A 26,405-nucleotide genomic window follows, 5' to 3' on the forward strand; every position below is an offset into this window, starting at 1 on the left:
GGTTAACCCTTACCCAGCACAGGTTAAGATTTGATTTGATAGCAGGGAACGTAAGCGCTGCCCGGTAATTTCATTCTGCCTTGTGCGACAAAAGCGCGTAGCAGTTTGTCCATATCAGTCATTAGCGACGTGTCACCGCTCAGTATGTACGGACCTTGTTGTTTTATGGCTGCGATACCTTGCTCTTTTACATTACCGGCCACAATACCGGAAAATGCCCGGCGCAGATTGGCTGCCAGATTTTGTGTAGGTTGCGCCAGATGCAAATCTAGTTCTGCCATATTGTCGTGTGTGGGTTCAAATGGGTGCTGGAATTGCTCTTCAATTTTCAGCGTCCAGTTAAAGTAATAGGCATCGCCCTGCGTTTTACGATATTCACGTACCTGCTCCATGCCGTGGCTTAGCTTTTGTGCAACCAACTCCGGTTGATCAACCAGCACTTCAAATTTACTCAACGCTTCTTTGCCTAAGGTTTTTTCGACAAAGTCACAAAGCTCATCAAAGTAAGCCTTAGATGAGCCTGGGCCAGTCAGAATAACCGGCAACTGTTGCTTGGCGTTGTCGGGATGCAGCAGGATCCCGAGTAAATAAAGTAGCTCTTCGGCCGTGCCGGCACCGCCAGGGAAGATAATAATGGCATGTGCGGTTCTGACAAAGGCTTCAAGGCGTTTTTCAATATCAGGCAGGATCACCAGTTCATTGACAATTGGGTTTGGCGGCTCGGCCGCAATGATACTCGGCTCAGTCAGGCCAAGATAACGATTGCTGGTGATCCTTTGTTTGGCATGTCCTATGGTGGCGCCTTTCATCGGGCCCTTCATGGCGCCTGGTCCACAACCTGTGCAGATATTCAGACCACGCAGTCCAAGCTGGTAGCCAACTTCCTTGGTATACTTGTATTCTTCTTCATTAATGGAATGACCGCCCCAGCAGACCACCATATTTGGGTCTGTATTGACTTCGAGTGCGCCGGCATTGCGCAGCATATCGAAGACCATGTGGGTAATTTGTTTGGGGTCGGTGAGCTGTTCTTCGTAACGCTGGCAAATAAACAAGATGTCGCGGATCACAGAGAAGATATGTTCGTGTATCCCCGCGATAATTTTACCGTCTACAAACGCAGATTCTGGCGGGTTGGTCAGTTCTATTTTTATGCCGCGCTCACGGGACAGCAGTTTAATATCAAAGTCCCGATATTTGTTATAGATTTCGTAGCTTGAGTCGGTATGACTGCCTACATTAAGTACCGCTAAAACACAATTTCTGAACAGCCTGTATTTTTCAATGGTCGATGTCTGTTGCAGCAGATCAACTTCCAGTTTAGAAAGTAAATTAAGTACGCCTGTTGGGTTTAACTGGACATGCATAGGCAATCTCCTTGTTATTCACGCAAGCAAAGTTTGTCTCTGCCGCTGTTTTTAGCCTCGTATAGCGCTTCATCTGCACGATCAAAGGCGGTGAGCTTAGAGTCGCCTTCTTTGAGTTGCGTTGCGCCTAACGAGATAGTGATCCGCACCTCTTTGTCTTTAAAGCGAAATGGGATCGATTTAACGGTTGCACGTATTTTTTCAAGCGGTGCATAGGCTGCTTCAATAGGCATGCCCGGCATCAGGATCACGAATTCCTCGCCGCCATAACGCGCTATAAAATCGGATTTACGAATAGACTTTTTCAGCGCCCGGGCAATCACCTGCAGTGTTTTATCTCCGGCACTGTGGCCATATTTGTCATTAATTGATTTAAAGTGGTCGACATCCACCACCACCAAAGTGACATCGTTGCCCTGGATTTCAAACAAATGAAACTCCTGGCTGTAGCGATCGTCAAAGGCAGAGCGGTTAGGCAGTTTCGTCAGGCCGTCAAGCAGGCTTTTGAATCTTTGTTCATTGAGCCGCTTTTTATAGGTGTTCACTTTGTTTTCGAGCACATTAATGCGGCTGTTGATGGTATCAAAGCTCTCAAGCAGGGCTTCTTTATCACGTCGCTCAATGTGTTCTCGCTCCACCAGATCTTTACTAATCTGCGCCAGCTCGTCATCGACCAACCCTTTAAGTTCAGAGATAGACGATGCCTTTTGGGTGTTTTCTGTCAGTCGTTTAATTTTGGCCTCAATGCGCTCATTCAACGCATTGAGCTCTTTATTGATAGACTTAGAGTGACTGGTGGTATCAACGATGGATTTGTGGAGTTCTTCAAGAGTCTGATTTAGCGATACCAAAAAGCCCTGTGCGGATTGTCTTTCCCGCGCAATGGATTTTGCAAAAATACGAATAACGGCGATGGCATTGCCCAATAACGAATCGATACTCGAGTCGGTAGAAATGCTGTGCTTGATGGCCGTGACCTCATCGGCCACGTCGTCCTCAAATACTAACTCGTTGGTCAGGCCCAGTAACTCAGTTGCCAGCTCCGGATCGTTTTGTTGCGCCTCGCTATCAATCTCGTACTTGGCATCAAACACTTGCAGATAGAACTGCAATAACTTATCCAATAAAGGCACGAACTCTGGGATAGCATCAATATCACCCAGTTCATGATCCAGTAGATGACGTAATTTACGACGTGTACTTTCAGGCACACCGCGCAGCTTTTGGAGTTGTTTCCCGGCGCTTTGGATGTGGGTTACCAGGTCGCGTTGATTTGCAGAATTGGTGCTATCAAGCTGCTTTAACTGAGCACTGGTATTTTCTATTAAAGGAGCAAGATGTTCAAAGTCCATGCCCTTTGCCAGTGCACTGCGATACTTTGCCAGCAGGTTATCCAAAGACACATCCTGCCCTTTACAGCCAAGCGTAAGTTTAGCGGCAAACTCCGACAGGGTATCGACCTGCTGCTTTCTCGCTTCTTCCAGCGCCTTTCTAGCTTCAATCGCTTGTGATAGTTTTTTCTCTAATCGCGCAGTTTTATCAGTCACAGAAACCTAACATCTATTGTTTTAACCTACTCATTAGCAAGTTTACATCAAATTACTGATAAATGTGGAAGATTTTAGGCCGTGGATCCACCTATTTTGACCGTTGACTCGTCGTGTTTAAAGCGCAGGGATCAGACTTTTTTGTTAGTTTAATCCCATATTTACATTTTTATCGAACCATTATGAAAAAAATCTGTTCTCTGCTCTTTGCATTGAGTGCTTTCCCGGCATTGTCGGACGTCGAGTATACCCTGAAAATAACCCAGCCAGAGCACCATCTGGGTGAGGTTGAAATTACCTTTCCTAAAAGTGCTCAGGCGCACCTGGACATTAAACTGGCCGACTGGCGAACAGGGCGCTATGAAATCCTTAATCTGGCGAACGGGATCCGCGCCTTTGATGCAAACGACGCAGAGGGCCGCGAGCTGACCTGGCACAAAATAGACAAAAGCACCTGGCGTGTTCATCTGGATAGCCCGACTGAGGTGACCGTTAATTACCAGGTTTACGCCAATGAGCTTGGCCTCAGGGCGAGGCATATTGATGATAGTCATGCTTTTGTTGATGCTTCTGGCTTTTTCATGTTCAGCGAGTCGTTTCGCAATGAACCGCTAACTGTTGAGATGCAAGTACCTGGTCAGTGGCGCTCTGTATCGGGAATGGACTTTGCTGGCAGCGAGCACCGCTTCAGTGCTGCAAATTTTGACGTGTTAGTCGATTCCCCCATCGAATCTGGCATAAACCAGCTTCATAAATTTCGTGTAGACGGACGGGATTATGAACTGGTTATCTGGGGAGAGGGCAATTACGACGTTGATTTGATGCTGAGCGACCTGAAAAAACTGGTCAAGACTGGCAGTCTTATCTGGCAGAATTACCCTTATGAGCGGTATGTGTTTATGGTGCATGCGACCAGTGGTGCCAGAGGCGCAACCGAGCATCTTAATTCGACGATTATTCAGCGTCACAGAGATGCTTTCGCCAAACGTGATGATTACATCGGGTTTATTGCTACCGCGGCACATGAATTTATCCATACCTGGAATGTAAAAAATTACCGGCCTGCCGGGTTAGTCCCGTACGATTATGTCAATCCAAACTACAGCGATTTACTTTGGCTGGCGGAAGGCTCGACCAGCTACCTTGAGGATTTCCTGTTGTTAAGTGCCGGTATTATTACCCATGAGGAATATTATCAAGGCCTGAGTAAACGCATTAATCGCCACCTAAAGACGCCGGGCAGAGAAATACAGAGCGTGGCGCAAACCAGCTTTGATAAATGGATTAATCAGGGCGGCGACCACGGCAAAAACTTCAGTACTAATATTTATTCAGAAGGCGCTTTGGTGTCGATGATGCTGGACATTAAGCTGTTAGACGACAGTGATGGAAAGGTGAGTTACCGTGATGTACACGCTCTATTGGCAAAGCGCCATGCGTTGCCAAACTCGTTTAATAGCCAGGATGTGTTAGATATCCTAACCGAGATCAGTGGTCAGGATCACACCCAGTGGTGGGCAAAGAACATTGATACGCCGTTTATTCTGGATGTGGATGCGTTGTTCGAAAAGGTGGGACTGACTTATCAATACCCTGCAGGCAGCGAGGTTATTGCCGGTTTTGACGGTCAGGCAAAATCCAACGGCGAGTTACTTGAGTTAAGTCATGTGGCACGCAACGGCAACGCTTGGCAGGCGGGATTAACAAGTGGTGATAAACTGGTGGCGCTAAACAAGCATCAGGTGAGAAATACACTGGACAAAACGTTGGCACTGTTTGAGCCTGGGCAAAAGGTGGTTGTTGACTTTATTCGTCGCGACAAACTGATGTCTACAGAATTGACATTGAGCGAAGTACAATCAAAACCAAAGCAGGTCACAGCACTGTTGCAGCCTACGCAGCGTCAACAGATGTTGTATCGCGCCTGGATGGGTGTAGCGCATCCTAATGCCGGGCAAACAAGCCAATAAACACGACACAAAAAAGGGAGCCGAGGCTCCCTTTTTTGAATACGATTACATTACATAATGCGAGAAAAGAATCGTGACTTCTTCGTGGTCGAGCGATTGCGGCGCATAGAAGAGCGGATCTGAGAGCGCGTACCAGCCAGCCAACTTTCGCGGTCTACTTTTGCAGCATCACCACGGCGGGCTTCCTCCGTTGCGCGGAAGCCGCAGAATTGACGATAAGCACTTAAATCCAGAGATAATTCCTGCAGCACCAACTCAATCATGATGGCATCATCAATGTAACCCAGCACAGGGACGTTGTCTGGCACTATGTCTTCAGGCTCACTGAAATAGGCCAAAGATAGCATGATTTCGCGCTTTTCATCTTCAGGCATTTGCCATTCTTCGTCCTGTACTGCATCAATCAGTGCAGCAAGTGACATCATGCGCGTGCGCACAAACTCAGGTAAGTTAGACTTTTCCATGTTGTTGACCAGCTCTTTGGCCTTGCTGATGATTTCGTCGTCGCTCAAGCCCTGGCTTTTTTCGATGGTTGCATTCATCATGCTACGAAAGTGCGCCAGATCGGCATCGGATAATTCAAAGTTGATTTCAATTGACACTGGGTTCTCCCTGAGGATTTTGATTTTTATTTTGATGTCTGAAGTTAGGTGGTTATTGATAAGTTGTCAAACCCACCTTAACTGCTAACAACACTATGCCACTTTAGGTACTAATAATTAAGAGCGGATCAAAGATTTATTAAAGAATGCGGCGTGTTTGTTGTCAAATTAGACAAAAGTTGGGCAGATGGTAAACACCTGCCTGTGATGCTGCTATTGGGAAATTTCTAATGAGATAACCCACGGCGTTTTTCGATCCAGACCCGTCCCCTGACTAAGGGTAATTTTTGCATCTGAAGCGCTACTGGTATAAAGCAGGGAATCGGTTTTTATTTGGCTATGTTGCCATGAAGATCCCAGGCAGGCATTTAATTGCTGTTCGACGTTGTTAAAAAGCGCCGTCGCGTCGGCCTCGCTATTGAGCGATTTTGTACATTCGTAGGCGACACGCCCGCTGTTGTACTGGTTGATCTGGCAACTATTGGCTATCAAGTGGGCTTTTGGTTGCCAGGCGCTCATCAATGGTGAGCTGACCTCACTGCCTTTAAGCTGGGCAAAGTCGTCCTGGGCGCCGCTTGTCAGGGCAAGTACTTTTTCACAGTCACTCATTGTGTCTACACGTTGTTGTACGTCAGCTGGTAGCTGTTGACATGCGGTGAGTGATAGCAGCGCAATAGGGAGAATAAACTGGCGATGATTCATGGCTATATCCTTCATCTGAATTGTGGAGCCAGTTGAGCCTGAAATGACTCAACTGGCCTGAGCATAGCATGAAGCAGGCTGAGTTCGCAGAAAACTCAGCGTTATTTATGACGCTCGCTCAGTGTTTCTACAACTTGCTCAAGGGATAAACCACTGCGTTGCAGCAATACAATCAGGTGGTAGAGCAGATCCGCAGATTCGTTGCGCAATTCCAGTTGGTCTTGCTTCATGGCGGCCAGCGCCACTTCAACCCCTTCTTCGCCGACTTTTTGGCAGCTGCGGCTGAGATCTTTGGCAAACAAAGAGGCCGTGTAACTCTGTTCTGGATCGGCGTCTTTACGCTCGCAAATGACGCGCTCCAACTCAGACAAGAAGCTAATTGCCGGACGCGCGTCGGCAAAACAACTTTGTGTGCCAAGGTGACAGGTTGGTCCGGCAGGGTTTGCAAGCAGTAGCAGGCTGTCGCGATCGCAATCTGTGTAAGCTGAAACCAGCTTTAACACATTGCCTGACTCTTCACCTTTGGTCCACAGCCGCTGTTTTGAGCGAGAGTAGAAGGTGACCAGGCCTTTTTCAAAGGTAGCGTTGAGTGCAGCCTGATCCATAAAGCCCTGCATCAGGATAACACCGCTTTGTGCGTCCTGAACGATGGCAGGGATCAGCGCCATTTTATCAAAATCTAGAGTTGTGAGGTTGTCCGGAGTGAGTTTCATAATCTGCAAGGCACCTTGTTAGCCGCTAAATATTGCTTAAGCGCATCAATTTCAATGAGTTGTTTGTGAAAAACGCTGGCTGCCAGCGCGCCGTCGACATCGGCTTGCTGAAAAACATCAACAAAGTCCTGCATAACGCCCGCGCCGCCAGAGGCAATCAGTGGTACGTCACATTGTTTGCGAATGTTGCTCAGCTGTTCAATGTCATAGCCTTTTCGTACGCCATCCTGGTTCATGCAGTTGAGGACAATTTCCCCGGCTCCAAGTTCCTGAACACGCTGTACCCATTCACTGGTTTTATAGCGTGTCTGGCTCGCGCTGTTAGGGTCGCCGGTTAGCTGGTACACCAGATATTCGCCGGTGTTGGCATCAAAAAAGCTGTCTATACCAACGACCACACATTGTTTGCCAAATTCATCGTGCAGCTCTTTAATGAGTTCGGGCCGCGCGATTGCCGGGCTGTTAATGGAAATTTTATCCGCGCCTTGTTCCAAAACTTTCGCGGCATCTGCCACCGACTTAATGCCACCAGCGACGCAAAAAGGAATATCAATATGGCGGGCTATGTCCCTGACCCAGTTAACATCCAGCAAGCGTTTCTCAACGCTGGCACTGATCTCATAGAACACCAGCTCGTCGGCTCCGGCCTGACTGTAAAGCGCGGCAAGCTCAAGGATCTCGCCAACGATTTCGTGTTGTTTAAACTTAATGCCTTTAACAACCTGACCATTTTTGACATCGAGGCAGGGGATTATGCGCTTTGATAACATGCGATTGCCTCCTCAACAGTAAATGCGCCATCCAGTAATGACTTACCCAGAATAATTCCACTGACGCCCAGTTCAATCAACTGACGAATATCATCTAAACTGCTGACCCCACCCGAAGCCTGAACCCTGACGCCTGGACTGTGCGTGACGATTTCCTGGTAGAGTGCAAAAGAGGGGCCTGTCATGGTGCCATCTTTACTGATGTCCGTGCATAAGAAATCATACACGCCCAGCGCCAGGTAAAAATCAATGAGTTCAAACAGGCTTAACTGAGACTCCTCGAGCCAGCCATGGGTGGCAACTGCCCAGCCCGATGCGCTGCGTTTTACATCCAGTGCGATGACAAAGCGCTCGGCACCAAACTCTTTAATACATGCGGCAACTTCTTCTTTACTGTCTACGGCCATGGAGCCAATCACCACTTGTTGTGCACCTGCTTTAAGCCATTGCTTCACGTCTTCATAACGACGGATCCCGCCGCCGACCTGATAAGGGGCCGTCAATTCGGCAGTGGCTTGCTGGATCTGTTGCCATTGCTTCTTTTTTGGGTCGCGCGCGCCTTCCAGATCAACCAGGTGTAATTTAGCGGCGCCCGCATCCTGATAGGCTTTTAAGCGACTTGCCAGTTCGAAGGGGTAGAACTGTGCGGTGTCATACTTGCCCTGATACAGGCGTACAATCTGGTTTTGTAATACATCTAATGCAGGAATGATCATTATCTTGTCCTTATAATTGCCAGTTCAGGAAGTTATTCAGTAATGTTGCACCGACTTTGGCGCTTTTCTCCGGGTGAAACTGCATACCGGCATAATTGTCTTTGGCAACCACGGCAGAGAAACGTGTGCCATATTCGCTTTCGACCAGTGTGTTGGCATTGCTGGCGTGGGCAAAACTATGGACAAAATACACCTGATCGTCTGGGTTAAGCCCTTGTGTCAGCGGGTGTGCCTTGCACACAGACAAGGTATTCCAGCCCATGTGCGGACTGTTTAACTGACCGGTTTCAAGATAGCGGACTTTGCCGGGCATTTGGCCCAGACACTGAACGTTCCCTTCTTCGGTTTCGTCGCACAGCAGCTGCATGCCAAGACAAATGCCCATGAGCGGATTCTGATACTCAGCGATGGCGGTGTCCCAACCCTGGTCGCGCAGGCGTTTCATTGCCACAGAGGCGTGTCCGACGCCGGGTAGCACCGCCCTGTCAAATTGCTTTAGCTTTGCCGGGTCGCGGATCACTTCCGGGTTGACACCCAGACGTTCAAAGGCAAAGCGTACCGAGTTGATATTGGCACAGCCCGTGTTAATAATGGCAATCATAAGCACCCCTTAGAGCTTGCAGTTTGCTGGCTGGTATCTTTGGCGATGGCCATACGCAGCGCTCGTGCAAAGACTTTAAACAAGCCTTCTACCTGGTGGTGGCAGTTACCTTCGCTGACCGACAGGATCAGACTGATGTTGGCGTTATCTGCCAGCGACTTAAAGAAGTGCTCAACCATTTGTACATCCAGATCGCCCACTTTTTCACGACTAAAGTCGGCGTTCAGCACAAATGATGCCCGGCCAGATAAGTCCAGCTGACATTCAGCTTTGCATTCATCCATTGGCAGCGCGAAGCCATAACGGGCGATCTGAGATTTAGTACCGAGCGCCTGTTTCAGTGCCTGGCCAAGGGCAATGCCAATGTCCTCTACCAGGTGGTGCTCATCAATATGCAGGTCGCCACTGGCTTCTATCGTCAGGCCGATGTTTGCGTGTGTGCGAATTTGATCCAGCATGTGGTCAAAAAAGCCAAGGCCAGTGCTGATAGACCCCACACTATTTTGGTCCAGATTAAGTGCCAGACTGATCTGCGTTTCTTTGGTATTACGCTGAACAGACGCCTGACGGTTTTGCGTCGTCAAGCGGGTGACAATTTCAGGCCAGTTATCGTCATAAAGAATTCCTTCAATACACAGATTGTTAGCCAGTTCGACATCGGTTTGCCTGTCACCAATCACATAGGAGTTCGCCAGATCGACTTTACCCGAGCGCATCAGGTTGGTCAGCAAACCCGTTTTAGGCTTTCGGCACTGACAGTTGTCTTCGTCAAAGTGCGGACAAATCAACACGTCTTCAAAACGGATCCCCTGACTGGTAAAAATCGCCATCATTTGATTGTGGGGCAGGGCGAAGTCTTCCTCGGGAAAGCTGTCGGTGCCCAGTCCGTCCTGATTTGAAACCATGACCAGCTTGTAGCCGGCGGCCTGCAACGACAGTAAAGCCGGGATCACGTTGGGCAGCAAGGCCAGTTTTTCCAGACTGTCTACCTGTTTGTCCGAAATGGGTTCTTCAATTAATGTGCCATCCCGGTCGATGAATAAATAAGGTGTGCTCATTGTTATTGTTCTGCCTGTGGTTGTGTCAGCCAGTGTCTGACTTGTTCTAATTCCTGCTCGCTACCAATTGAAATGCGTAACCAATTATCCTCACCGAAGAGGGTAAAGGGACGCATGATAAGACCTGATTGCATCGCCTGTTTAATGTCGTTTACCTGTCGTACCTGGACTGTAATAAAGTTGCCTTCGCCAATCATGACTTTGGCAATTTTTTCGGATCCTCCAAGCACCTCAGTAAGCTTTTCTTTTGCTTTATTGAGAATACTGACCTGACGGCGCATCTGGGTAATGGCATCCGGAGTCAGTGTTTCTTGTGCGATTTGCGCCACTACAGCAGACACCGGATAAGGAGCGATAACCTTGCGGATTGGTGCAAGCACGTCGGGCGAAGCCAGGGTAAACCCGGTTCTGAGCCCGGCCAGGGCAAAAGCTTTTGACAAGGTTCGCAGTACTACCAGGTTATCGAAATCCGATAACAGGCTCGCTGCGGTGAGTTGTTCACAAAACTCAATATAAGCTTCATCGACAACGACCAGTGCCTTGCCTTTGAGGGCCGCTGCAATTGCAGCAATTTTGTCTGTACTTACCGCTGCGCCGGTCGGGTTATTGGGGTTACAGATAAATACCAGCTTGGCGTTGCCAGCAGCGTCTGCAATTTCTGCGGCGCTGCCTTGTTGCAACAGACTCTGCTCAAGTGCTGTGATCCCGACATTGTGGGTATCTGCCGTTACTTTATACATACCGTACGTGGGCAGGAACAAAGCAATCTTGTCTTGGCCGGGTGTACAATAAGTACGTACTAACAGCTCGATGCCTTCATCAGCGCCACGTGTCATCAACACCTGCTCTGGGTTAAGGCCCGCATAACTGGCGTAAGCGTTGATCACCGCTTCGGGTTGTGGGTCCGGATAGCGGTTGAGTGCTTCAAAGTTGAGGCTCACACGCCGTGAATAAGGGCTTTCGTTGGCATTAAGCCAGGTTGTGCCGGTGAGCTTTTCGCTCTTTGCTGAACTATAAGCGCTCAGTGAGGCGATATTTTCAGGTAATTGAATTTGACTCATGCGTTGTTCTCCAGCCTTATTTTGACAGCATTGGCGTGGGCATCCAGGCCTTCCGCCTCAGCCAGGGGTAAAATGGCCTTGCTTAGTAACTGTAAACCCCCTTTACTGATTGTCTGTTGCGTGTAAGTGCGATAAAAGTCGAGCAGGTTAAGGCTCGAATAGCAGCGGCTGTAACCATAAGTTGGCAATACATGGTTAGTACCCGACGCGTAATCACCCGCTGACTCTGGCGTGTAGTCACCAACAAACACAGAGCCGGCATTTTTAACTAAAGGTAGATAGGGCTCTGGTTCACCGAGCTGTAATATCAGGTGCTCAGGTCCATACTCGGCGCTAACCGCAAATGCTTGTTCAATATCTTCGACCAGAATAAGCGTGCTATTTTCAAGTGCCTGTTTGGCGATATCTGCGCGGCTTAGTTGCAACAACTGACGGTCCAGCTCGCCCTGGACCTCTTTAATAAGCTGTTTGCTGTTACTGAGCAGCAGTACCTGAGAGTCGGGGCCATGTTCGGCTTGCGATAGCAGATCAGCTGCAACGTAAGCCGGATTAGCGCGCTCATCGGCAATGACCAATACTTCTGAAGGTCCTGCGGGCATATCAATGGCAAATCCTGGCAGCGATTGCGACAATAGTTGTTTGGCCATAGTCACAAAGGCATTTCCCGGTCCAAACACTTTGTCTACTTTAGGCACGCTTTGGGTACCCAGTGCCATCGCAGCAATTGCACCGGCGCCACCGCTTTCAACGATTGTGGTAATGCCGCACTTTTTCGCTGCATATAAGATGGCGGGATCGATACCTTGTTCGCCGTTTACCGGGGTACACAATACAATTGTTTGTGCCCCTGCCAGTTGCGCACAGACCCCTTGCATCAATACAGAGGAGGGCAGTGGCGCACTGCCGCCCGGAACGTACAGACCAACCGCTTCAATGGCTTGATACTTAAGCTCGCATATAACACCTGGTTGTGTTTCGAGGCGTTTTTCTACAGGCACTTGTAGTGCGTGAAATGCGCGAATATTACTATAAGCCTGATCGATTGCCTGTTTTAGTTGCGCTGAAATAACGCCTTCACTGGCCTGTATTTCTTCTGCGGATACCAGTAACCGAGGCTGAGCACGTTTATCGAACTTGCGGGCATATTCCAGCAGTGCTTCATCACCGTTAAGCTCGACTTCTGCAATGATTTTTGCAACCACTTTTTCCAGCTCATCACTGATAGTTACGGCAGGGCGTTCAAGTGCTGCCTTTTGTTGAGCCCGGTTCGCCTCATTCCAGATAAACATGCGTGGTTACTCCATCATTTTTTCGATTGGCATAACTAGAATAGAGTTTGCGCCGAGTGCTTTAAGCTCTTCCATGGTTTCCCAGAACAGGGTTTCACTGCTGACCATGTGCAGAGCAACATATTCTTCGCTTCCGGCCAGAGCAAGCAGGGTTGGTTGACCTGTTCCGGGCAACAACGCGCAGATCTCATCAAGTTTCGCTTTTGGCGCGTGCAACATAATGTATTTGCTTTCTTTTGCCTGTTTAACACCGCGCAAACGAGGCATCAGTTTGTTGATAAGTGAGAGCTTATTGTCGTCACTGAGGTTGGCGTTTTGGATAAGGCAGGCGTTCGATTCTAAAATAGTGTCGCCCTGCATCAGGCCGTTTGCTTCGAGCGTTGCGCCGGTTGATACCAAATCGCAGATTGCATCGGCAAGACCAGCACGAGGGGCAACTTCTACCGAGCCCGTTAGCATAACGACACTGGCATCAATCTGCTCTTGTTCGAGGTACTGCTTCAAAATCTCAGGGTATGTGGTTGCGATGCGTTTGCCGTTGAACCAGCTTTTATCCTGCATACCCAGTTCCTGAGGCCAGGCTAGTGCCAGACGACAATAACCAAAGTCGAGTTTTGCGAGCTTGCTGACTTCGCTGGGCTGCCCGTTGCGTTGACGTTCAGCCTGCGTTTCAACCAGCACGTTTTCACCGACAATGCCCAGATCGCATACACCATCCATGACCAAACCCGGGATATCGTCATCACGGACTCTCAGGACATCGATTGGCATATTGGTAGAGTGGGCGATCAGGCGCTGTTCGCGCAGATTTAATTTAATTCCAAGTTGTTTGAGCAGTGACTGACAATCCTTAGAAAGACGGCCAGATTTTTGAATTGCAATTCGTAAACGGTTGTTGGTGTTCATAATTTATTTCCTAAGTTTAAAAACTAAAAGCCCCGAGGGAACCTCAGGGCGAAAATAAATTATGTTGAGTGCTAGTTCGCCGGAGGTTCCTTGAAGGAATAACCCACCAGCGAAATACCTGATAGGTTATCCCGGTGTATGATGGTGATGATGGATAGCAGTCAGTGTAATAAGCATGTCAGATTCTCTCGTTGTTTATCTAAAACGTGACGCGCATCAGGCGCTCAAAATGTATTTATAGATAAACACAGGAGAGGAATTGCGCGCAAGTACTTTTTTGCATAAATTAAAGAATAAATTATAACTGTCGATAATAAAGGCATGAAATACCACGAAATGAGGTGGATTATGGATGCATTTAAGCCGTTCCTGGCGCCGATAGTTCGGTTGCAGGTGAGTCATGATGGCCCGTTTAAAGTTGCAGGAGTGCTCGGCAATCGAACAGAAAGGGTTAAGCGTAAAAAGCACCTACTGGAGATGGCGCAGCAAAAGCATAAAGAGGAAGATGCGCGCAAAAAAGACGAAGATGACAGTGAAATCGACGACGAAGAGCAACACTTAGATACTTGGGCCTAAAATTCTCTCAGGCCCGGGTATGGCGACTTATTTGCGCTTGCCGCGCTTTTATCTTGGGGGATCTATCTTACCCGCAATCGAGGTATTTACCCTGAACCAGCCTGCAACAGAGTATCTGTCCCGCTTAGCGGGAAGTACTTCATGGGGAAACTCTTCACTCAAAAACAAGGCAAGTGTGCCGTGCAAAGGGACCACTTTTATGCCTTCAAGGTCAGTATCATCCCGATAGAGTACCATTTCCCCCCCATCATCATGTCCCCACCCAGGGTTCAGATAGGTAACCAGTGACAGGATGCGGTTGGTTTCACCTCTAAACGCATCGTAATGACGCTTGTAATAACTGCCGCTGGCGTAATGAGCAAAATGACTTTCAAAAGAAAACAGGCCCATAAACAAGCGACGGTTTAAAAACTGTTGCAACCGGCAGGTCCAGTCAAGCCAGCGTTGTCCGGGCTCTGACTCGCCGTTTATCCAGCAAATTTCGTCTGTACGCACAAAGTCGTTATGTAAGAAATCACCGCCCCGGCCAATGCCGGCATGTTCATACTTTTGCGTATTTAAACTGTGCTGATAGGCCAGTAAATCGTCTGCCAAATCAAGAGGCAGCGCACCAGGGCGAATGCTATAGCCCTGGCTCAGTAAATCATCAGCAATAAGTGAAAACAGTGTCTCGTCTGTGGGGGAGTCGCCGTGCGCTGCACGAAAATGAACTAAAGCGGCCAACCTGATTTGCTATAGTAAGTCGTATCAAAATCAAAAAATGTGTCATTAAAGCAAAAGAGAAGAAGTAATCTAAACCTCATGGCTCTGGGCTTTATGGCTTGCTGCCTGCTTTGCTGCGCGCATCATAGTCATTTTTTATCCGCTGGCAAGCAAAATATCTCAGCTTGTGTCTAATGGGGTATAATACTTGGTTCAGTGTTACGGAGTAGATTGATGAGCGTAAACAAAGAACCCAATTCGACGCCTGAACAAGCGGTGCAGGTGCCATCGCCTTGTATCCGCCATTGTTGTCTAGACGATAACGATATCTGTGTTGGGTGTTATAGGACGCTAAACGAAATCATGAACTGGCAGTCATCCAGCAATGAGCAAAAAAGAATTGTTTTACAGGCCTGTGAGAAGAGAAAAGCGCGCTGATGTGTGCATTAATCTATCTGCTGACTGTAAACGGTCTTTGATATTGATATGGCACAAAAAATATGAAATACATGAAGTTAGAAGCTAAGAATATTAAGTTTTTGTCACCGGCGGATGAGCAGAGCTTTTTTGACCGATTAAATGCGTTGTCAGGCGTTAATGATGTCTATGGACAAGGGTTTTCGATAATCATTGATACAAACCAGTCCCTGGGCGATGAAGAACTAAGAGAGATCATCGCCCTGTTTTATCGCTACGGCGTTAATATGAAGCAACTAAAGACATTTCTGAGTGAAGGCAACAGAATATGGTTTAAGCACAATCAACAGTCATACTGGTATAAAAAGGTATTTGGAAATCGATGAGAGTCAGGGAGTAGTTTCAACCTGTGTATTAAAGTGCTTGGAGTGTACACAGCGGACAAATAAGCACTGATAATTGGGCTGCCTAATTACGTTTGTGGGAAATTAAATTGGAAATTAACAACTGGTTCGACTTAGTTATCTACGCTCTTTTTACGTTAGGGATTATATTTTTTGCTCTACCAGGTGGCATTTATTATATCCGGGTTTCATATCTTGCTTATCGGCTCTATGGATTTGGGAAGCTTCCAAAGGGGTCACCTGCTGCAGATATAGCGGGTAGTGCTTTGGGGATCTTTCTTTTGGGAGTCTTTTCTATTTTAGTGTCGCTGTGGTATCTTTTTCTCGATAAAGGAGGGAATTTATTCTATTTCTTCAAAGAGTTGAATGAATTTTTTCTTGATGCTCAGAGGCCACTTTGAGCAAAAATGGGCATCTAGTCGAAAGGCGGGTAATACAAATCAAAAATTAAGGTTTGTGTCCTGCTTTTATGAAGTAAGCAATAAAAGCGTGCTGACTTGCGCTTACTCTCTATCCACCATAGAATTGCGTCGCCCAGTCATTATGCAGTGCTTTAATTTTGTCTATCACACAGTATTTTTCAGAAAACGGCCCCCTGGCTCACCATTTTAGCGGTTATCAGCCAAGACAGCCTCAAATCGATATGGCTGAAGCCATAGATCAGGTGGTCAAAGAGGGCGGTCAGTGTGTGGTTGAAGCAGGTACAGGTACGGGTAAGACATTTGCTTATCTGGTTCCGGCGCTTTTGAACGACAAAAAGGTCATCATTTCGACCGGCTCCAAAGCATTGCAGGAACAGCTCTACCACAGAGATTTGCCTGAGCTACTTAAAGCGCTTGGCAAAGGTCGCAAAGTTGCCTTGCTTAAGGGGCGGGCGAATTATCTGTGCACTTATCGTTTGAATGAGCATGTGGCGCATGTACCCAGTGACGATCCTGACGTTATGCACCAGCTGGCGATGGTGGCTAAGTTTGCTACAGAAACGCAAAGTGGCGACCTGGCTGATTGTGTGGGCATTGAAGAAGATGCCAAAGTGCTGCCTTATGTTAATTCCACAGCAGATAACTGTTTAGGGAAGGACTGTCCTGACTTCTCTGAGTGTTATATACGCAAGGCGAGGATCAAGGCAGCTGAAGCAGATCTGGTAGTGATCAACCACCACTTGTTTTTTGCCGATATGTCGGTCAAGGAATCGGGCTTTGCTGAGTTGATGCCAACCGCAGATAGCTATATTTTTGACGAGGCGCATCAGCTGGGCGAAATTGCATCCGATTACTTTGGGGAGTCCATCAGTACCAAGCAGCTACAGGCCCTGATCAATGATTTAAGGCTGATTTATCGCAGCGATATACCGGATATGCTGCAGCTGGGAAAAACACTAAATAAGCTGGAGACCAGTGTTGCCGATCTGCGACTGGTGTTTGGCAGCGATGGTGCCCGGGGAGATTGGCGGGAAAAGCTTCAGGACAAAGTGATCTGCGATGCACTGCACAGAGTGATCAGCAATCTGGATTTTTTATATCAGGTGCTTAAGTTGTGCCTCGACCGCTCTGATAAAATCGAGCATCCGCTTGAGCGGGTTTTGTCCTTTAAAGGGCAGCTCGACAGAGCCTTTGACGTGAGTCTGCCGGGCTTTAGCTATTGGTTTGAAACCACCCGGCGCTTTTTGACCATACACATTACGCCCCTGGATGTATCGAACCGCTTTAAAGATATGATGGCCAAAAGTGAGGCTAGCTTTGTGTTTACCTCGGCTACCTTGTCGGTAGATAACAGCCTGGCGCATTTTAATGCCAGCCTGGGCCTTGAGCCTGACCATCAGGCAATTGTCGATAGCCCGTTTGACTACGAATCACAGGCGGTGCTTTGTCTGCCTCGTTATTTGCCAGAAACCAAAGATGAAATGATGCCACATGCGTTGGTAAAAATTGCGAAGCAAGTGATCAATGCCGCAAAGGGGCGTACGTTTTTACTCTTTACCAGTTACCGCGTTATGCATCTGGTGTATGAAGGTTTGAGCACCGCGACTGAATATCCGGTATTCATGCAGGGGCAGGCGTCAAAGCGCATCATTCTGGAGCAGTTTGTTCGCCATGGTAATGCGGTACTTATGGGCACCGCATCGTTCTGGGAAGGCGTTGATGTGCGCGGCGATACACTCAGTTGCGTACTCATAGACAAATTGCCGTTTACCTCACCGGATGATCCTTTATTACAGGCTCGAATGAAAGATGCCCAATTGCAGGACAAAGAGCCGTTTGATGAAATTCAGCTCCCCCTTGCCGTCATTGCGCTAAAGCAGGGCGTAGGGCGCCTCATTCGGGATAAGAAAGACAAAGGTGTGCTAATTATTTGCGATAATCGTCTGGTTACGCGAAAATACGGTGAAACCTTTATTAAAAGTTTGCCTCCCATGTCACGGACCCGTGATTTGGATAAGGCCTTGTCATTTTTAGAGAATATTGACCAGCATGAAAACTAATTTGCTTGCCCTGGATGCTTCAACAGAAGCTCTGAGCCTGGCGTTGTCGTTTAACGGCAACCTTTATCGTCACTTTGAAGAGTGCCCTCAGCAACACAGTCAGAAAATACTCCCTTTAGTTGAGCAGCTGTTTTCTGAGGCAGGTTGTCAGCTCAAAGACCTGGATGGTCTAGTATTCGGTCGTGGACCGGGTAGTTTTACCGGGGTGCGGATCGGTGTGTCTGTTGCACAGGGGCTGGCGTATTCGGGAAATTTGCAGCTGGCGGGGGTTTCTACCTTGCAGGCCATGGCGCAGCAGGCTTTTGCACAGACGGATGCCAAGCAGGTTCTGGTTGCCATCGATGCACGCATGGGCGAAGTGTATCTTTGTCATTATACCCGCTCAGAAAGCAACCAGGCGGTTGCTTTGGGTGATGAAAGCGTGATCAAGCCTGAACTCATTGAAGGGGATTTTGCAGGCGTGCTGGCCGTGGGCACAGGCTGGCAGACTTATTCAGAGGTTGCTGAGAAATTAGCACTCGAAGTACACGACGCTATCACCTTGCCGCATGCCGAGTATATGCTTGAAATTGGCGCTGTGCAGTTTGAATCCGGGCAGGTTGTTAATGCCGCTGACGCTCAGCCGCAGTATGTCAGAGATACGGTCACCTGGAAGAAGTTGCCCGGGCGCGAATAACAGGCTAATCTTATACTGATGTGTTGGGTTTTTAGTGATATTGACTGATGAAAATCAACCAGCTTGTTCAGAATCAGGATACTTATCAGCTCAGGCAGTCGGTTGCTAAACCTGCTGCCAGTGAACCCGTTACGCCTCCCAAACCGAGCGCTAAGCTAAATTTTTCGGATGCCGGCGTTGCACTTGCACAGCAGTATACTGCAGACAAGCGCGACGTTATCTACGACCAACCCAGTTACAAGAGCAGTGTGGCTATGCAAGCCTACAGCGCCATCCAAAATCAAGAACGGCGCAGCGAAGTACAGTCTTTACTTGGTGTGAGCATTTACGCCTGATATCTCTCCTCTCAATGCTATTTTTTCATGTTGCATCAGAGCACACGCTCGCTTGAATTTTTTTCAGCAAAAATTTAGTCAATTGATTTGTTTTAATCTGCTTTTGGAGTAATGTTAAAAGAAAATAACAAATTATGGTTACGAGTTTGCTGAACAGATTCAACCAGTTTGCACTCAAACTTTCTTCAAATACGGTTGTTTTGTCACTACGCGAAGGCTATATCGCCTTGATCCCGTTTTTTATCGTTGCGTCTGTGATCACTTTGCTCAATCAGTGGCTTGGAGATGACTTACATAAATTAAAGTATCAGGCACTGGGGGACTTTAACACTCTGGTATGGGGGATCTTTCCGCTATTAACCCTGATATCTTTTAGCTACTATCTGTCGAAAAACCTTAAGATCCACACCATAGCAGGTCCAGTTCTGGTGCTTGCCTGCTTCACAGCAACCACAGGTTACATCGAAATTAATCAGGGAACACTGAGCATAGTGCACCGCAATGGCATGTTGTATTCATTGCTTATGCCAGTCCTGTGTTGCTATCTACTCGCTTATATAGAGCGAATACGCTGGCTAAGACTGGTTGGGATAAGCTCAATCAGCCTGTTTTTGCGTAAGCACCTTAACCTGATCATTCCTTATATTCTGGTTACTGCGATAATTTTGTTAGTGATCCCGATTTTAGATCATTTCGCAGGTCAGCTGCACAGTACTCTAAAGCTACTTAATCCGACCTGGAATGTGTTCGAGAAAGTGTCGGCACAACTGATTTTCTCACATTTACTCTGGTTTATTGGTGTCCATGGGGATAACACCTATCACCTGTTAGTATCTGGGGAGCTAACCGATTATCAGGTGTTACCTCAGTTATCGAGTTATGCCTTTTACACTTGCTTTGTAATAATTGGTGGTACGGGCTGTATTTGGGGACTGATCATCGCCTCAATGCTGCTTAAAAATGCACGCCACGAGCGCAGCATCGCCATGATAGCGTCGCCGCTTGCGCTGTTTAACATCAGTGAGGTCATGCTCTATGCTTTGCCCATTGTGTTTAATCCTTATCTGCTTATCCCATTTTTGCTTAGCCCGTTGTTAAATGCATTGATTGCGTACGGATGTATTTCTGCAGGGATGATTACTTTGGATCCCGCGATGGATATTCCCTGGTTCACACCTGTGTTTGTCAGCGGCTGGTTACTGACGCAGAGCTTTAGTGGTATTTTACTGCAGGTTATATTAATCGCGCTTAATGCGGCACTTTATTATCCGTTTTTAAAATTTAACCGAGATCATAACTTATCCGGAAAGGCGCTGGACGTGTTACTTAAGCGATTTACCACAGGCAGGTTGATAGAAGCGGGAGCTGAAAGCTCATATACCCGCACGCAGCGCGAGGAACAGATCAATGTGCACAGTCTAAAGGAGGTTACTGATGCGCTGAACAGTGGTGAACTGATGCTTTTTTATCAGCCAAAGATAAACCCATACACTAAAGAAGTGGTTGGTTTTGAGGCCTTATTAAGGTTAAAAAACACTGATGGCCGGATTCAGGGCCCCTGGTTTCTGGCCACGCTTGAGCAACACGGGCTACTCCACATCATAGATAATTTTGTGATTGACCAATTAGAAGTGGACCTCGAGCACTTTGCACGGGAAGGGTTCAGGCCCAAAGTGAGCTTTAATATCTCGCCACAAAATTTGCTGACCGGCGGATATAAACGCATTGTGAAAGCTTTTTCGGATTATCCCGGCCAGGTTGAGGTTGAGTTGCTTGAATCCAGTTATATTGAGGATTTTAATCGCACGGTCGATGTGGTTAATCTATTACGCGCACATCATATTGCCTGTGCAATGGATGATTTCGGTACCGGATATTCCTGCCTGTCTGTATTATCCAAGTTGAATATCGACACTATTAAACTGGACAGAAGCCTTTTGCCCGACAACTACAACTGCAAATCTGTGTCTTTATATACCAATCTGTCAGAGATGATAGCTAAGCTCGGCTTCAGGCTGGTGGCAGAAGGAGTTGAAACAAAAGAAGAGGAGAATCTGGTAAAGCAGTCGCAGGTTGATTGTGTGCAAGGGTTTTTATACTACAAAGCCATGCCTATAGAAGAGGCAATGACATTATTACAGAGCCAGACAGAATCGAGTCAGCAGCATAAAGCCGCCGACTCATCGGTATAAAAAGGCGGACCCCATGTTTGATCCGCCGTGTAGTTGATTACTTCTCGATGTAGGAAATCAGTTTATCTGCAATCTGGGTATTGTTTAAAGAGCCAATGAACGAATCGCGTCCTTTCCCGTAGGCAAAAATTGGTACGTCAATCGCTGTGTGTCCTTTAGTTGTCCAACCCGTGTAGCTGGCATCATTGATAAGCTTATTGGCCGTTTTATAAAACGCCTCTTTGGAATCCTTCTGTGCTCCTGCAAGCGCTTTTTTAGTCTCTTTATCAAAAGGTAAACCCGTTAGTTGCGTCCAGGTTTTGCCCATTTGGTCCGCTTTCATGTCAAACAGGGTATTAGTCAGCTCTTTGACTGAGGATTTGGCTTTTGCAACAACCTCTGTTTTCCACTGATACACGCCATTACTACCTAAAGTCAGGCCACCCGTAGAGTGGTCGGCGGTAACAACCAATAATGTGTCTGGATTTGCATCAATATACGCTTTGGCGACTTTAATCGCCCCCGCAAAATCGTCCATTTCTTTCATTGCGCACGCGATATCATTGGCATGACCACACCAGTCAATCTGGCTGCCTTCGATCATAACAAAGAAGCCTTTCTCATTTTGCTTGTCTAATAGCTCCAGTGTTTTATTGGTCATCTTTGTCAACCGTTTTGGCTCATCACTGTCGATTGCATGCGCAAAAGCGACATCAGCGAATAGGCCTAGTGCGGGCAGGCGGTTTATTGAATCCAGGTTGTCGAACTGATCTGTATACTGATAACCGGCTTCTTTAAATTCGCTAACCAGGTTGCGGTCATCACGAATAAAGTACTTAGTACCACCGCCGAGCATTAAATCAACAGGTAACTTACCGGCAATTTTGTTATCAATATAATCGTCGGCGATTTCATCATAGTTGCGACGCGACTCATTATGTGCGGCAAAGCTGGCCGGTGTAGCGTGGTTGATCTGTGATGTGGCGACCAAAGCTGTGGTCATGCCTCGTTCTTTGGCAATCTCTAGCATGGTTTTAAGCGATTGTTTGTGTGTATCTACCGCAATTGCCCCGTTATAGCTTTTCGAGGCAGTGCTGAGTGCCGTGGCACCTGCTGCGCTGTCTGTGACTACTGTATCATCGTCCGGATAAGTGTGTGCCATCCCAACCAGGATTGAATCAAATACTGTTGGCTCAACCATTTTGGTTGTCTTATCATCTTGCATATAGCGATAAGCCGTGGTGAATGCCGGCCCCATGCCATCTCCAATCATATAGATGATATTTTTCGGCGCCGCGAGTGCAGAGTTTGACAAGGTACAGCCCAGGGCAAATGCGAGGGCACTTAGTTTTCGTGTCATAGTTGATCCTTAATGTTCCCGTATGTGTGCTCGTCTTTGTGCATGGTAAATCATTGTAAGCTGTGTGATTTATGCTTTGCACCCGAGCCAGAATGGGTAGAATATTAAAGCAATACGTACAATAAGAATATGAATTTATGTTGACTGCTAATAAAAATAAGATAAAACAAGGGGAAGTAAGTGGTTTTGCTTATCAGGAACTAGGCCATGGCCCACAAACGGTATTGATGTTGCACGGCTGGCAGGATAACAGCAATAGCTTTATGCCGATTTTGGATAGTCTGAGCGATAAAGTGCTGCAAACGCACAGATTTATTGCGTTAGACTTTGTTGGCCATGGTAAGTCAGCCTGGCGAAGTGCAGATGCACATTATTACTTCGTCGAATATGTTTATGATATTTTAAACTTTCTTCGTACCATGGAGATTGCGCGATGCGACATTGTCGGCCATTCTATGGGGGCGCTGGTGGGCGGTTTATTCGCCAGCTTGTATGCAGAAAAAGTAAATACTCTGACATTAATAGATGGTATAGGTTTGCTTTATCAAAGTGATAAGCATGCTAAGGAGCAACTGCTCAAGGCGTTTATTGCGCGAGAAGTGACTGAACAAACAAACAGCTCCAGTGTGCGGCTGTTTGCCGATAAACAAGCTATCATCAAAGCACGAGTTAAAGTGAGTGACTTCAGCGAAGAAATTGCTGCTATATTAATGGAGCGAAATATTGAAGAACTTGAAGAGGGCGCGCGTTTGACGACAGATCCTAAATTGAAACTGCCGTCCACAATGCGCTTTTCACGTGCTCAGGCACTGTCTTTGTTGCAAGACGTGGCGACACCCACGTTGGCAATCATGGGCTCCTCAGGCTACGCGCAAATGAAGCACAGTTTGGGGCAGTTTTCTCAATGTTTTAAACAGTTTACAAGCGTTGAAGTGGCTGGCGGGCACCATTGTCATATGGAAGAGCCAGAGCAAGTTTTGACAAAGATCTTGACGCATATATCGCATCCGGACGTTTCCTGATTGTATATTTGTGTTAAATGTGGGACTATCCCAGCTTTAGAGTATTTACTCAATTGTTTGTGTGCCTTAAGCATATTAAGGTAAGACCAATATAAAAAATAACGAGAACACAGGAGCTAAGAGTGGAAAAAATCTGGTTAAAGCGCTACCCCGAGGGGATGCCTGAAACAATCGACCCAGAACACTACAACTCGCTGCTTGAATTATTCGACAACAGTTTTAAAGAGTTTGCCCAGTTACCTGCATACAGTAACATGGGTAAAACAATGACTTACCAACAAGTTGATGAAGCAACCAAGGCAGTTGCCGGGTATATCCAAAACACCCTCAAGTTAGGCAAAGGGGACAAAGTAGCGGTGATGATGCCAAACTTGCTACAAACCCCCGTAACCATCTTAGGTGTGCTGCGAGCCGGTTGTACGGTAGTCAATGTCAATCCTTTGTACACGGTACGAGAGCTTGAACATCAGCTCAATGATTCAGAAGCGAAAGCAATCTTCATATTGGCCAATTTTGCACATACACTCGAGAAGGCATTGCCTACGACGGGTGTTAAACATATCGTTGTAACACAAATTGGTGACATGCTAGGTGGCGTCAAAAAGCATTTGGTCAACTTCGTTGTTAAAAAGCTGAAGAAAATGGTGCCCGACTATAGTTTGCCTAATGCAATTCCATTTGCTGATGCTATCAAGGCTGATCCGGGTCAGTATAAGGTACCTGAGATTGACCTCAATGATCTGGCATTTTTACAGTATACAGGCGGTACCACGGGCGTATCTAAAGGTGCCATGCTGACCCATGGTAATATGGTTGCCAACCTGGAACAGGTGTCTGGCTGCCTGGATAAGGTGCTCGACAAAGGCAAAGAAGTCGTTATTACGGCGCTGCCGCTGTATCATATTTTCGCACTGACAGCGAACTGCCTGACTTTTATGAAGTATGGCGGTCACAATATTTTGATCACGAACCCGCGGGACATGCCTGGTTTCGTTAAAGAACTGGCAAAATACCCGTTTACGGCCATCACAGGCGTGAACACCTTATTCAATGGGCTGTTAAACACACCAGGATTCTCAGAGCTGGACTTTTCCACTTTGAAGATGTCATTAGGCGGTGGTATGGCGGTGCAGCGCCCGGTTGCTGAGCGCTGGCAGAAAGTGACACAAAGTAAACTGATGGAAGGCTATGGCCTGACTGAGTGTGCGCCTCTGGTTACAATATGCCCTTGGGACTTGAATGGCTATAACGGTTCTATCGGCTTACCGGCACCAAGCACAGACTTGAAAATCATTAATGATCAGGGCGAAGAAGTACCAAAAGGCGAGCCCGGTGAGCTGTGTGTTAAAGGACCGCAAGTCATGGCTGGCTATTATAACCGCCCTGACGCAACGGCAGAGTGTTTGCAAGATGGCTGGTTTGCCACCGGCGATATTGCCATTTACGATGACGAAGGCTTCTTCTATATCGTAGACCGTAAGAAAGACATGATCCTGGTATCTGGTTTTAACGTCTTCCCTAACGAAATTGAAGAAGTGGTTGCGATGCACGATGGTGTACTAGAAGTTGCTGCCATTGGTGTGCCGCACGATGTAAGTGGTGAACAGGTTAAAGTTTTTGTTGTAAGAAAGGATCCATCTTTGACAGAAAAAGATATAATAAAACACTGTCGCGACAAGCTAACCAATTATAAAGTCCCTAAATTGGTCGAATTCAGAGATGAATTACCAAAGACCAATGTTGGCAAAATATTGCGTAGGGCATTAAAGTAAAAAGAAACCGGCGAAAGCCGGTTTTTTATAGGGAGTAAATGTGCAGTATCAATTTATCCAGCAACAAGCAGAGCTCGATGCCTTTATAGCCAACCTGTCAGATAGTCAGGTGTTGGCTATAGACACTGAATTTATGCGCCGCAGAACTTTGTATCCTGAGATTGCCTTAATTCAGGTATACGATGGCGAGCATCTGGCGTTGATAGACCCGTTAAGTGAGCTAGATTTTTCAGGGTTATGGCATTTACTTCGCGATGAACAGATTGTCAAAGTATTGCATTCGCCCTCTGAAGATATTGAAGTATTTCAAAAGTTTGCGGGTTTTGTGCCGACACCTTTGTTTGACACTCAATTTGCACTGCAGTTGCTCGGAGAGGGTAATTGTGTGGGTTTTGCCAACATGGTTAAGTCGATGCTCGATATTGAGCTCGATAAAAGTATGTCCAGAACGGATTGGCTAAAGCGCCCATTGCAGGCAAGTCAGCTGGAATATGCCGCAGCAGACGTATTTTACCTTCTGCCATGTTATCAGACCATCAGCAAAAAGATTGCCGAAAAAGGGTTATCGCACATAGTGACATGTGAATCGCAGTTGATCGCCCAAAAGCGCGCATTCAGAACGCCGGATCACTACCTCTACCTCGGTATCAAAAATGTCTGGCAGCTAAAGCCGCGTGATCTTGCCGTTTTAAGAACACTGGCCAGTTGGCGACAGAACAAGGCCGAGAAAAAGAATTTGGCCCTCAATTTTGTGCTAAAAGAACATAATATGGTCGAAATAGCTAAGCGCAGACCGGGCTCTCTAAACAGCTTGCGAAATGTACCGGGTGTTGAGCCAATGGAAGTGAATCGCTCAGGAAAAGAAATTCTCGCCTGTATTGAAGCGGGTAAAGCGGTACCGGAGTCAGAGCTACCTGCGCGCGTGCAACGGCTGATTGATTATCCCGGATACAAAGGGGCCGCGAAAGAAATAAAGCAAGCAATCGCAGAAGTGGCCAGGGAACACGATATTCCGGTGGATGTATTTGCTTCGAAAAAGCAGATCAATCAGGTGATTGGCTGGAACTGGAAGCTGGATGAACAACAGAGAAAGACTTTCCTGAAACCTGATCTATTTCAGGGTTGGCGTCACGAGATACTTAAAGACGCGCTGTCGAAGTGGCATATTGCTTAACGCGAAGATGAA

Annotated in this window: 26 protein-coding genes; 12 read left to right on the forward strand and 14 right to left on the reverse strand. The window is 47.2% G+C overall.

Annotation, left to right across the window (positions count from 1 at the left end; genetic code table 11):
* Positions 1-23: 23 nt before the first annotated feature.
* Complete coding sequence (gene ppnN / locus L1285_RS00705; RefSeq protein WP_235410559.1) at positions 24-1,367, reverse strand: nucleotide 5'-monophosphate nucleosidase PpnN; 1,344 nt, start codon at positions 1,365-1,367, stop codon at positions 24-26.
* 14 nt (positions 1,368-1,381) lie between these two features.
* The gene (locus L1285_RS00710; protein ID WP_235410560.1) at positions 1,382-2,914 is read right to left on the reverse strand and encodes a GGDEF domain-containing protein; all 1,533 of its coding nucleotides are present in this window, start codon (positions 2,912-2,914) and stop codon (positions 1,382-1,384) included.
* Between the two features lie 182 nt (positions 2,915-3,096).
* On the opposite strand from L1285_RS00710, the gene L1285_RS00715 reads away from it, so the two are divergent.
* Positions 3,097-4,884, forward strand: coding sequence for a M61 family metallopeptidase (locus L1285_RS00715; protein WP_235410561.1), 1,788 nt, complete (start codon positions 3,097-3,099; stop codon positions 4,882-4,884).
* A gap of 50 nt (positions 4,885-4,934) precedes the next feature.
* Here the strand turns inward: L1285_RS00715 and L1285_RS00720 are convergent, their stop codons facing one another.
* The 10 genes from L1285_RS00720 to hisG all read right to left on the reverse strand — a co-directional run bounded on the left by L1285_RS00720 (position 4,935) and on the right by hisG (position 13,302).
* Positions 4,935-5,486, reverse strand: coding sequence for a YkvA family protein (locus tag L1285_RS00720; protein ID WP_125718160.1), 552 nt, complete (start codon positions 5,484-5,486; stop codon positions 4,935-4,937).
* Between the two features lie 213 nt (positions 5,487-5,699).
* Positions 5,700-6,188 carry a hypothetical protein gene (locus L1285_RS00725; protein ID WP_235410562.1) on the reverse strand — a complete coding sequence of 163 codons (489 nt, stop codon included), beginning with the start codon at positions 6,186-6,188 and terminating at the stop codon, positions 5,700-5,702.
* 101 nt (positions 6,189-6,289) lie between these two features.
* The gene (gene hisIE, locus L1285_RS00730) at positions 6,290-6,901 is read right to left on the reverse strand and encodes a bifunctional phosphoribosyl-AMP cyclohydrolase/phosphoribosyl-ATP diphosphatase HisIE (RefSeq protein ID WP_235410563.1); all 612 of its coding nucleotides are present in this window, start codon (positions 6,899-6,901) and stop codon (positions 6,290-6,292) included.
* Positions 6,898-7,671, reverse strand: a complete 774-nt coding sequence (gene hisF / locus L1285_RS00735; RefSeq protein WP_235410564.1) for an imidazole glycerol phosphate synthase subunit HisF — start codon at positions 7,669-7,671, stop codon at positions 6,898-6,900. The genes hisIE and hisF overlap by 4 nt, the downstream gene beginning before the upstream one ends.
* The gene (gene hisA, locus L1285_RS00740) at positions 7,653-8,387 is read right to left on the reverse strand and encodes a 1-(5-phosphoribosyl)-5-[(5-phosphoribosylamino)methylideneamino]imidazole-4-carboxamide isomerase (protein ID WP_235410565.1); all 735 of its coding nucleotides are present in this window, start codon (positions 8,385-8,387) and stop codon (positions 7,653-7,655) included. The genes hisF and hisA overlap by 19 nt, the downstream gene beginning before the upstream one ends.
* 10 nt (positions 8,388-8,397) lie before the next feature.
* Positions 8,398-8,988: an imidazole glycerol phosphate synthase subunit HisH gene (hisH, locus tag L1285_RS00745; protein ID WP_235410566.1), complete on the reverse strand. Its 591-nt coding sequence runs from the start codon at positions 8,986-8,988 to the stop codon at positions 8,398-8,400.
* Entirely contained in the window at positions 8,985-10,046 is a 1,062-nt protein-coding gene (gene hisB, locus L1285_RS00750) for a bifunctional histidinol-phosphatase/imidazoleglycerol-phosphate dehydratase HisB (RefSeq protein WP_235410567.1), read from the reverse strand. Before hisB ends, hisH begins: the two co-directional genes overlap by 4 nt.
* Before the next feature lie 2 nt (positions 10,047-10,048).
* Positions 10,049-11,107 (reverse strand): histidinol-phosphate transaminase, encoded by a 1,059-nt coding sequence (hisC, locus tag L1285_RS00755; protein ID WP_235410568.1) that lies wholly within the window; start codon positions 11,105-11,107, stop codon positions 10,049-10,051.
* The gene (gene hisD, locus L1285_RS00760) at positions 11,104-12,396 is read right to left on the reverse strand and encodes a histidinol dehydrogenase (protein ID WP_235410569.1); all 1,293 of its coding nucleotides are present in this window, start codon (positions 12,394-12,396) and stop codon (positions 11,104-11,106) included. Before hisD ends, hisC begins: the two co-directional genes overlap by 4 nt.
* 6 nt (positions 12,397-12,402) lie before the next feature.
* Positions 12,403-13,302 (reverse strand): ATP phosphoribosyltransferase, encoded by a 900-nt coding sequence (hisG, locus tag L1285_RS00765; protein ID WP_046005230.1) that lies wholly within the window; start codon positions 13,300-13,302, stop codon positions 12,403-12,405.
* 348 nt (positions 13,303-13,650) lie between these two features.
* On the opposite strand from hisG, the gene L1285_RS00770 reads away from it, so the two are divergent.
* Positions 13,651-13,878 carry a hypothetical protein gene (locus L1285_RS00770; protein ID WP_235410570.1) on the forward strand — a complete coding sequence of 76 codons (228 nt, stop codon included), beginning with the start codon at positions 13,651-13,653 and terminating at the stop codon, positions 13,876-13,878.
* Between the two features lie 48 nt (positions 13,879-13,926).
* On the opposite strand, the gene L1285_RS00775 is transcribed toward L1285_RS00770, so the two are convergent.
* Complete coding sequence (locus L1285_RS00775) at positions 13,927-14,601, reverse strand: 2OG-Fe(II) oxygenase (RefSeq protein WP_235410571.1); 675 nt, start codon at positions 14,599-14,601, stop codon at positions 13,927-13,929.
* Between the two features lie 213 nt (positions 14,602-14,814).
* Between L1285_RS00775 and L1285_RS00780 the strand changes: the two genes are divergently transcribed.
* The 7 genes from L1285_RS00780 (at position 14,815) to L1285_RS00810 (ending at position 21,086) form a co-directional block, all read left to right on the forward strand.
* Positions 14,815-15,018 carry a DUF1289 domain-containing protein gene (locus L1285_RS00780; RefSeq protein ID WP_235410572.1) on the forward strand — a complete coding sequence of 68 codons (204 nt, stop codon included), beginning with the start codon at positions 14,815-14,817 and terminating at the stop codon, positions 15,016-15,018.
* A 71-nt stretch (positions 15,019-15,089) separates the two neighbouring features.
* Positions 15,090-15,383: a hypothetical protein gene (locus tag L1285_RS00785; RefSeq protein ID WP_235410573.1), complete on the forward strand. Its 294-nt coding sequence runs from the start codon at positions 15,090-15,092 to the stop codon at positions 15,381-15,383.
* A 107-nt stretch (positions 15,384-15,490) separates the two neighbouring features.
* Positions 15,491-15,802, forward strand: a complete 312-nt coding sequence (locus L1285_RS00790; RefSeq protein WP_235410574.1) for a hypothetical protein — start codon at positions 15,491-15,493, stop codon at positions 15,800-15,802.
* 158 nt (positions 15,803-15,960) lie between these two features.
* The gene (locus L1285_RS00795) at positions 15,961-17,883 is read left to right on the forward strand and encodes an ATP-dependent DNA helicase (protein ID WP_046005227.1); all 1,923 of its coding nucleotides are present in this window, start codon (positions 15,961-15,963) and stop codon (positions 17,881-17,883) included.
* Positions 17,873-18,559, forward strand: a complete 687-nt coding sequence (gene tsaB / locus L1285_RS00800; RefSeq protein ID WP_235410575.1) for a tRNA (adenosine(37)-N6)-threonylcarbamoyltransferase complex dimerization subunit type 1 TsaB — start codon at positions 17,873-17,875, stop codon at positions 18,557-18,559. Before L1285_RS00795 ends, tsaB begins: the two co-directional genes overlap by 11 nt.
* Positions 18,560-18,606: 47 nt before the next feature.
* Positions 18,607-18,894, forward strand: coding sequence for a hypothetical protein (locus L1285_RS00805; RefSeq protein WP_235410576.1), 288 nt, complete (start codon positions 18,607-18,609; stop codon positions 18,892-18,894).
* Between the two features lie 146 nt (positions 18,895-19,040).
* A complete protein-coding gene (locus tag L1285_RS00810) occupies positions 19,041-21,086 on the forward strand; it encodes an EAL domain-containing protein (RefSeq protein WP_235410577.1) in 2,046 nt (681 codons plus the stop codon).
* 37 nt (positions 21,087-21,123) lie between these two features.
* Here L1285_RS00810 and L1285_RS00815 read toward each other — a convergent pair whose 3' ends face one another.
* Complete coding sequence (locus L1285_RS00815; RefSeq protein WP_235410578.1) at positions 21,124-22,425, reverse strand: alkaline phosphatase; 1,302 nt, start codon at positions 22,423-22,425, stop codon at positions 21,124-21,126.
* A 137-nt stretch (positions 22,426-22,562) separates the two neighbouring features.
* Between L1285_RS00815 and L1285_RS00820 the strand changes: the two genes are divergently transcribed.
* The 3 genes from L1285_RS00820 (at position 22,563) to rnd (ending at position 26,393) form a co-directional block, all read left to right on the forward strand.
* Positions 22,563-23,447, forward strand: a complete 885-nt coding sequence (locus L1285_RS00820) for an alpha/beta fold hydrolase (RefSeq protein ID WP_235410579.1) — start codon at positions 22,563-22,565, stop codon at positions 23,445-23,447.
* 122 nt (positions 23,448-23,569) lie between these two features.
* Complete coding sequence (fadD, locus tag L1285_RS00825) at positions 23,570-25,219, forward strand: long-chain-fatty-acid--CoA ligase FadD (protein ID WP_235410580.1); 1,650 nt, start codon at positions 23,570-23,572, stop codon at positions 25,217-25,219.
* Positions 25,220-25,259: 40 nt separating this feature from the next.
* Entirely contained in the window at positions 25,260-26,393 is a 1,134-nt protein-coding gene (gene rnd / locus L1285_RS00830; protein ID WP_235410581.1) for a ribonuclease D, read from the forward strand.
* Positions 26,394-26,405: the final 12 nt, after the last annotated feature.

It is taken from the genome of Pseudoalteromonas sp. DL2-H2.2 (genome assembly GCF_021532535.1).
Taxonomy (GTDB): Bacteria; Pseudomonadota; Gammaproteobacteria; order Enterobacterales; family Alteromonadaceae; genus Pseudoalteromonas; species Pseudoalteromonas rubra_A.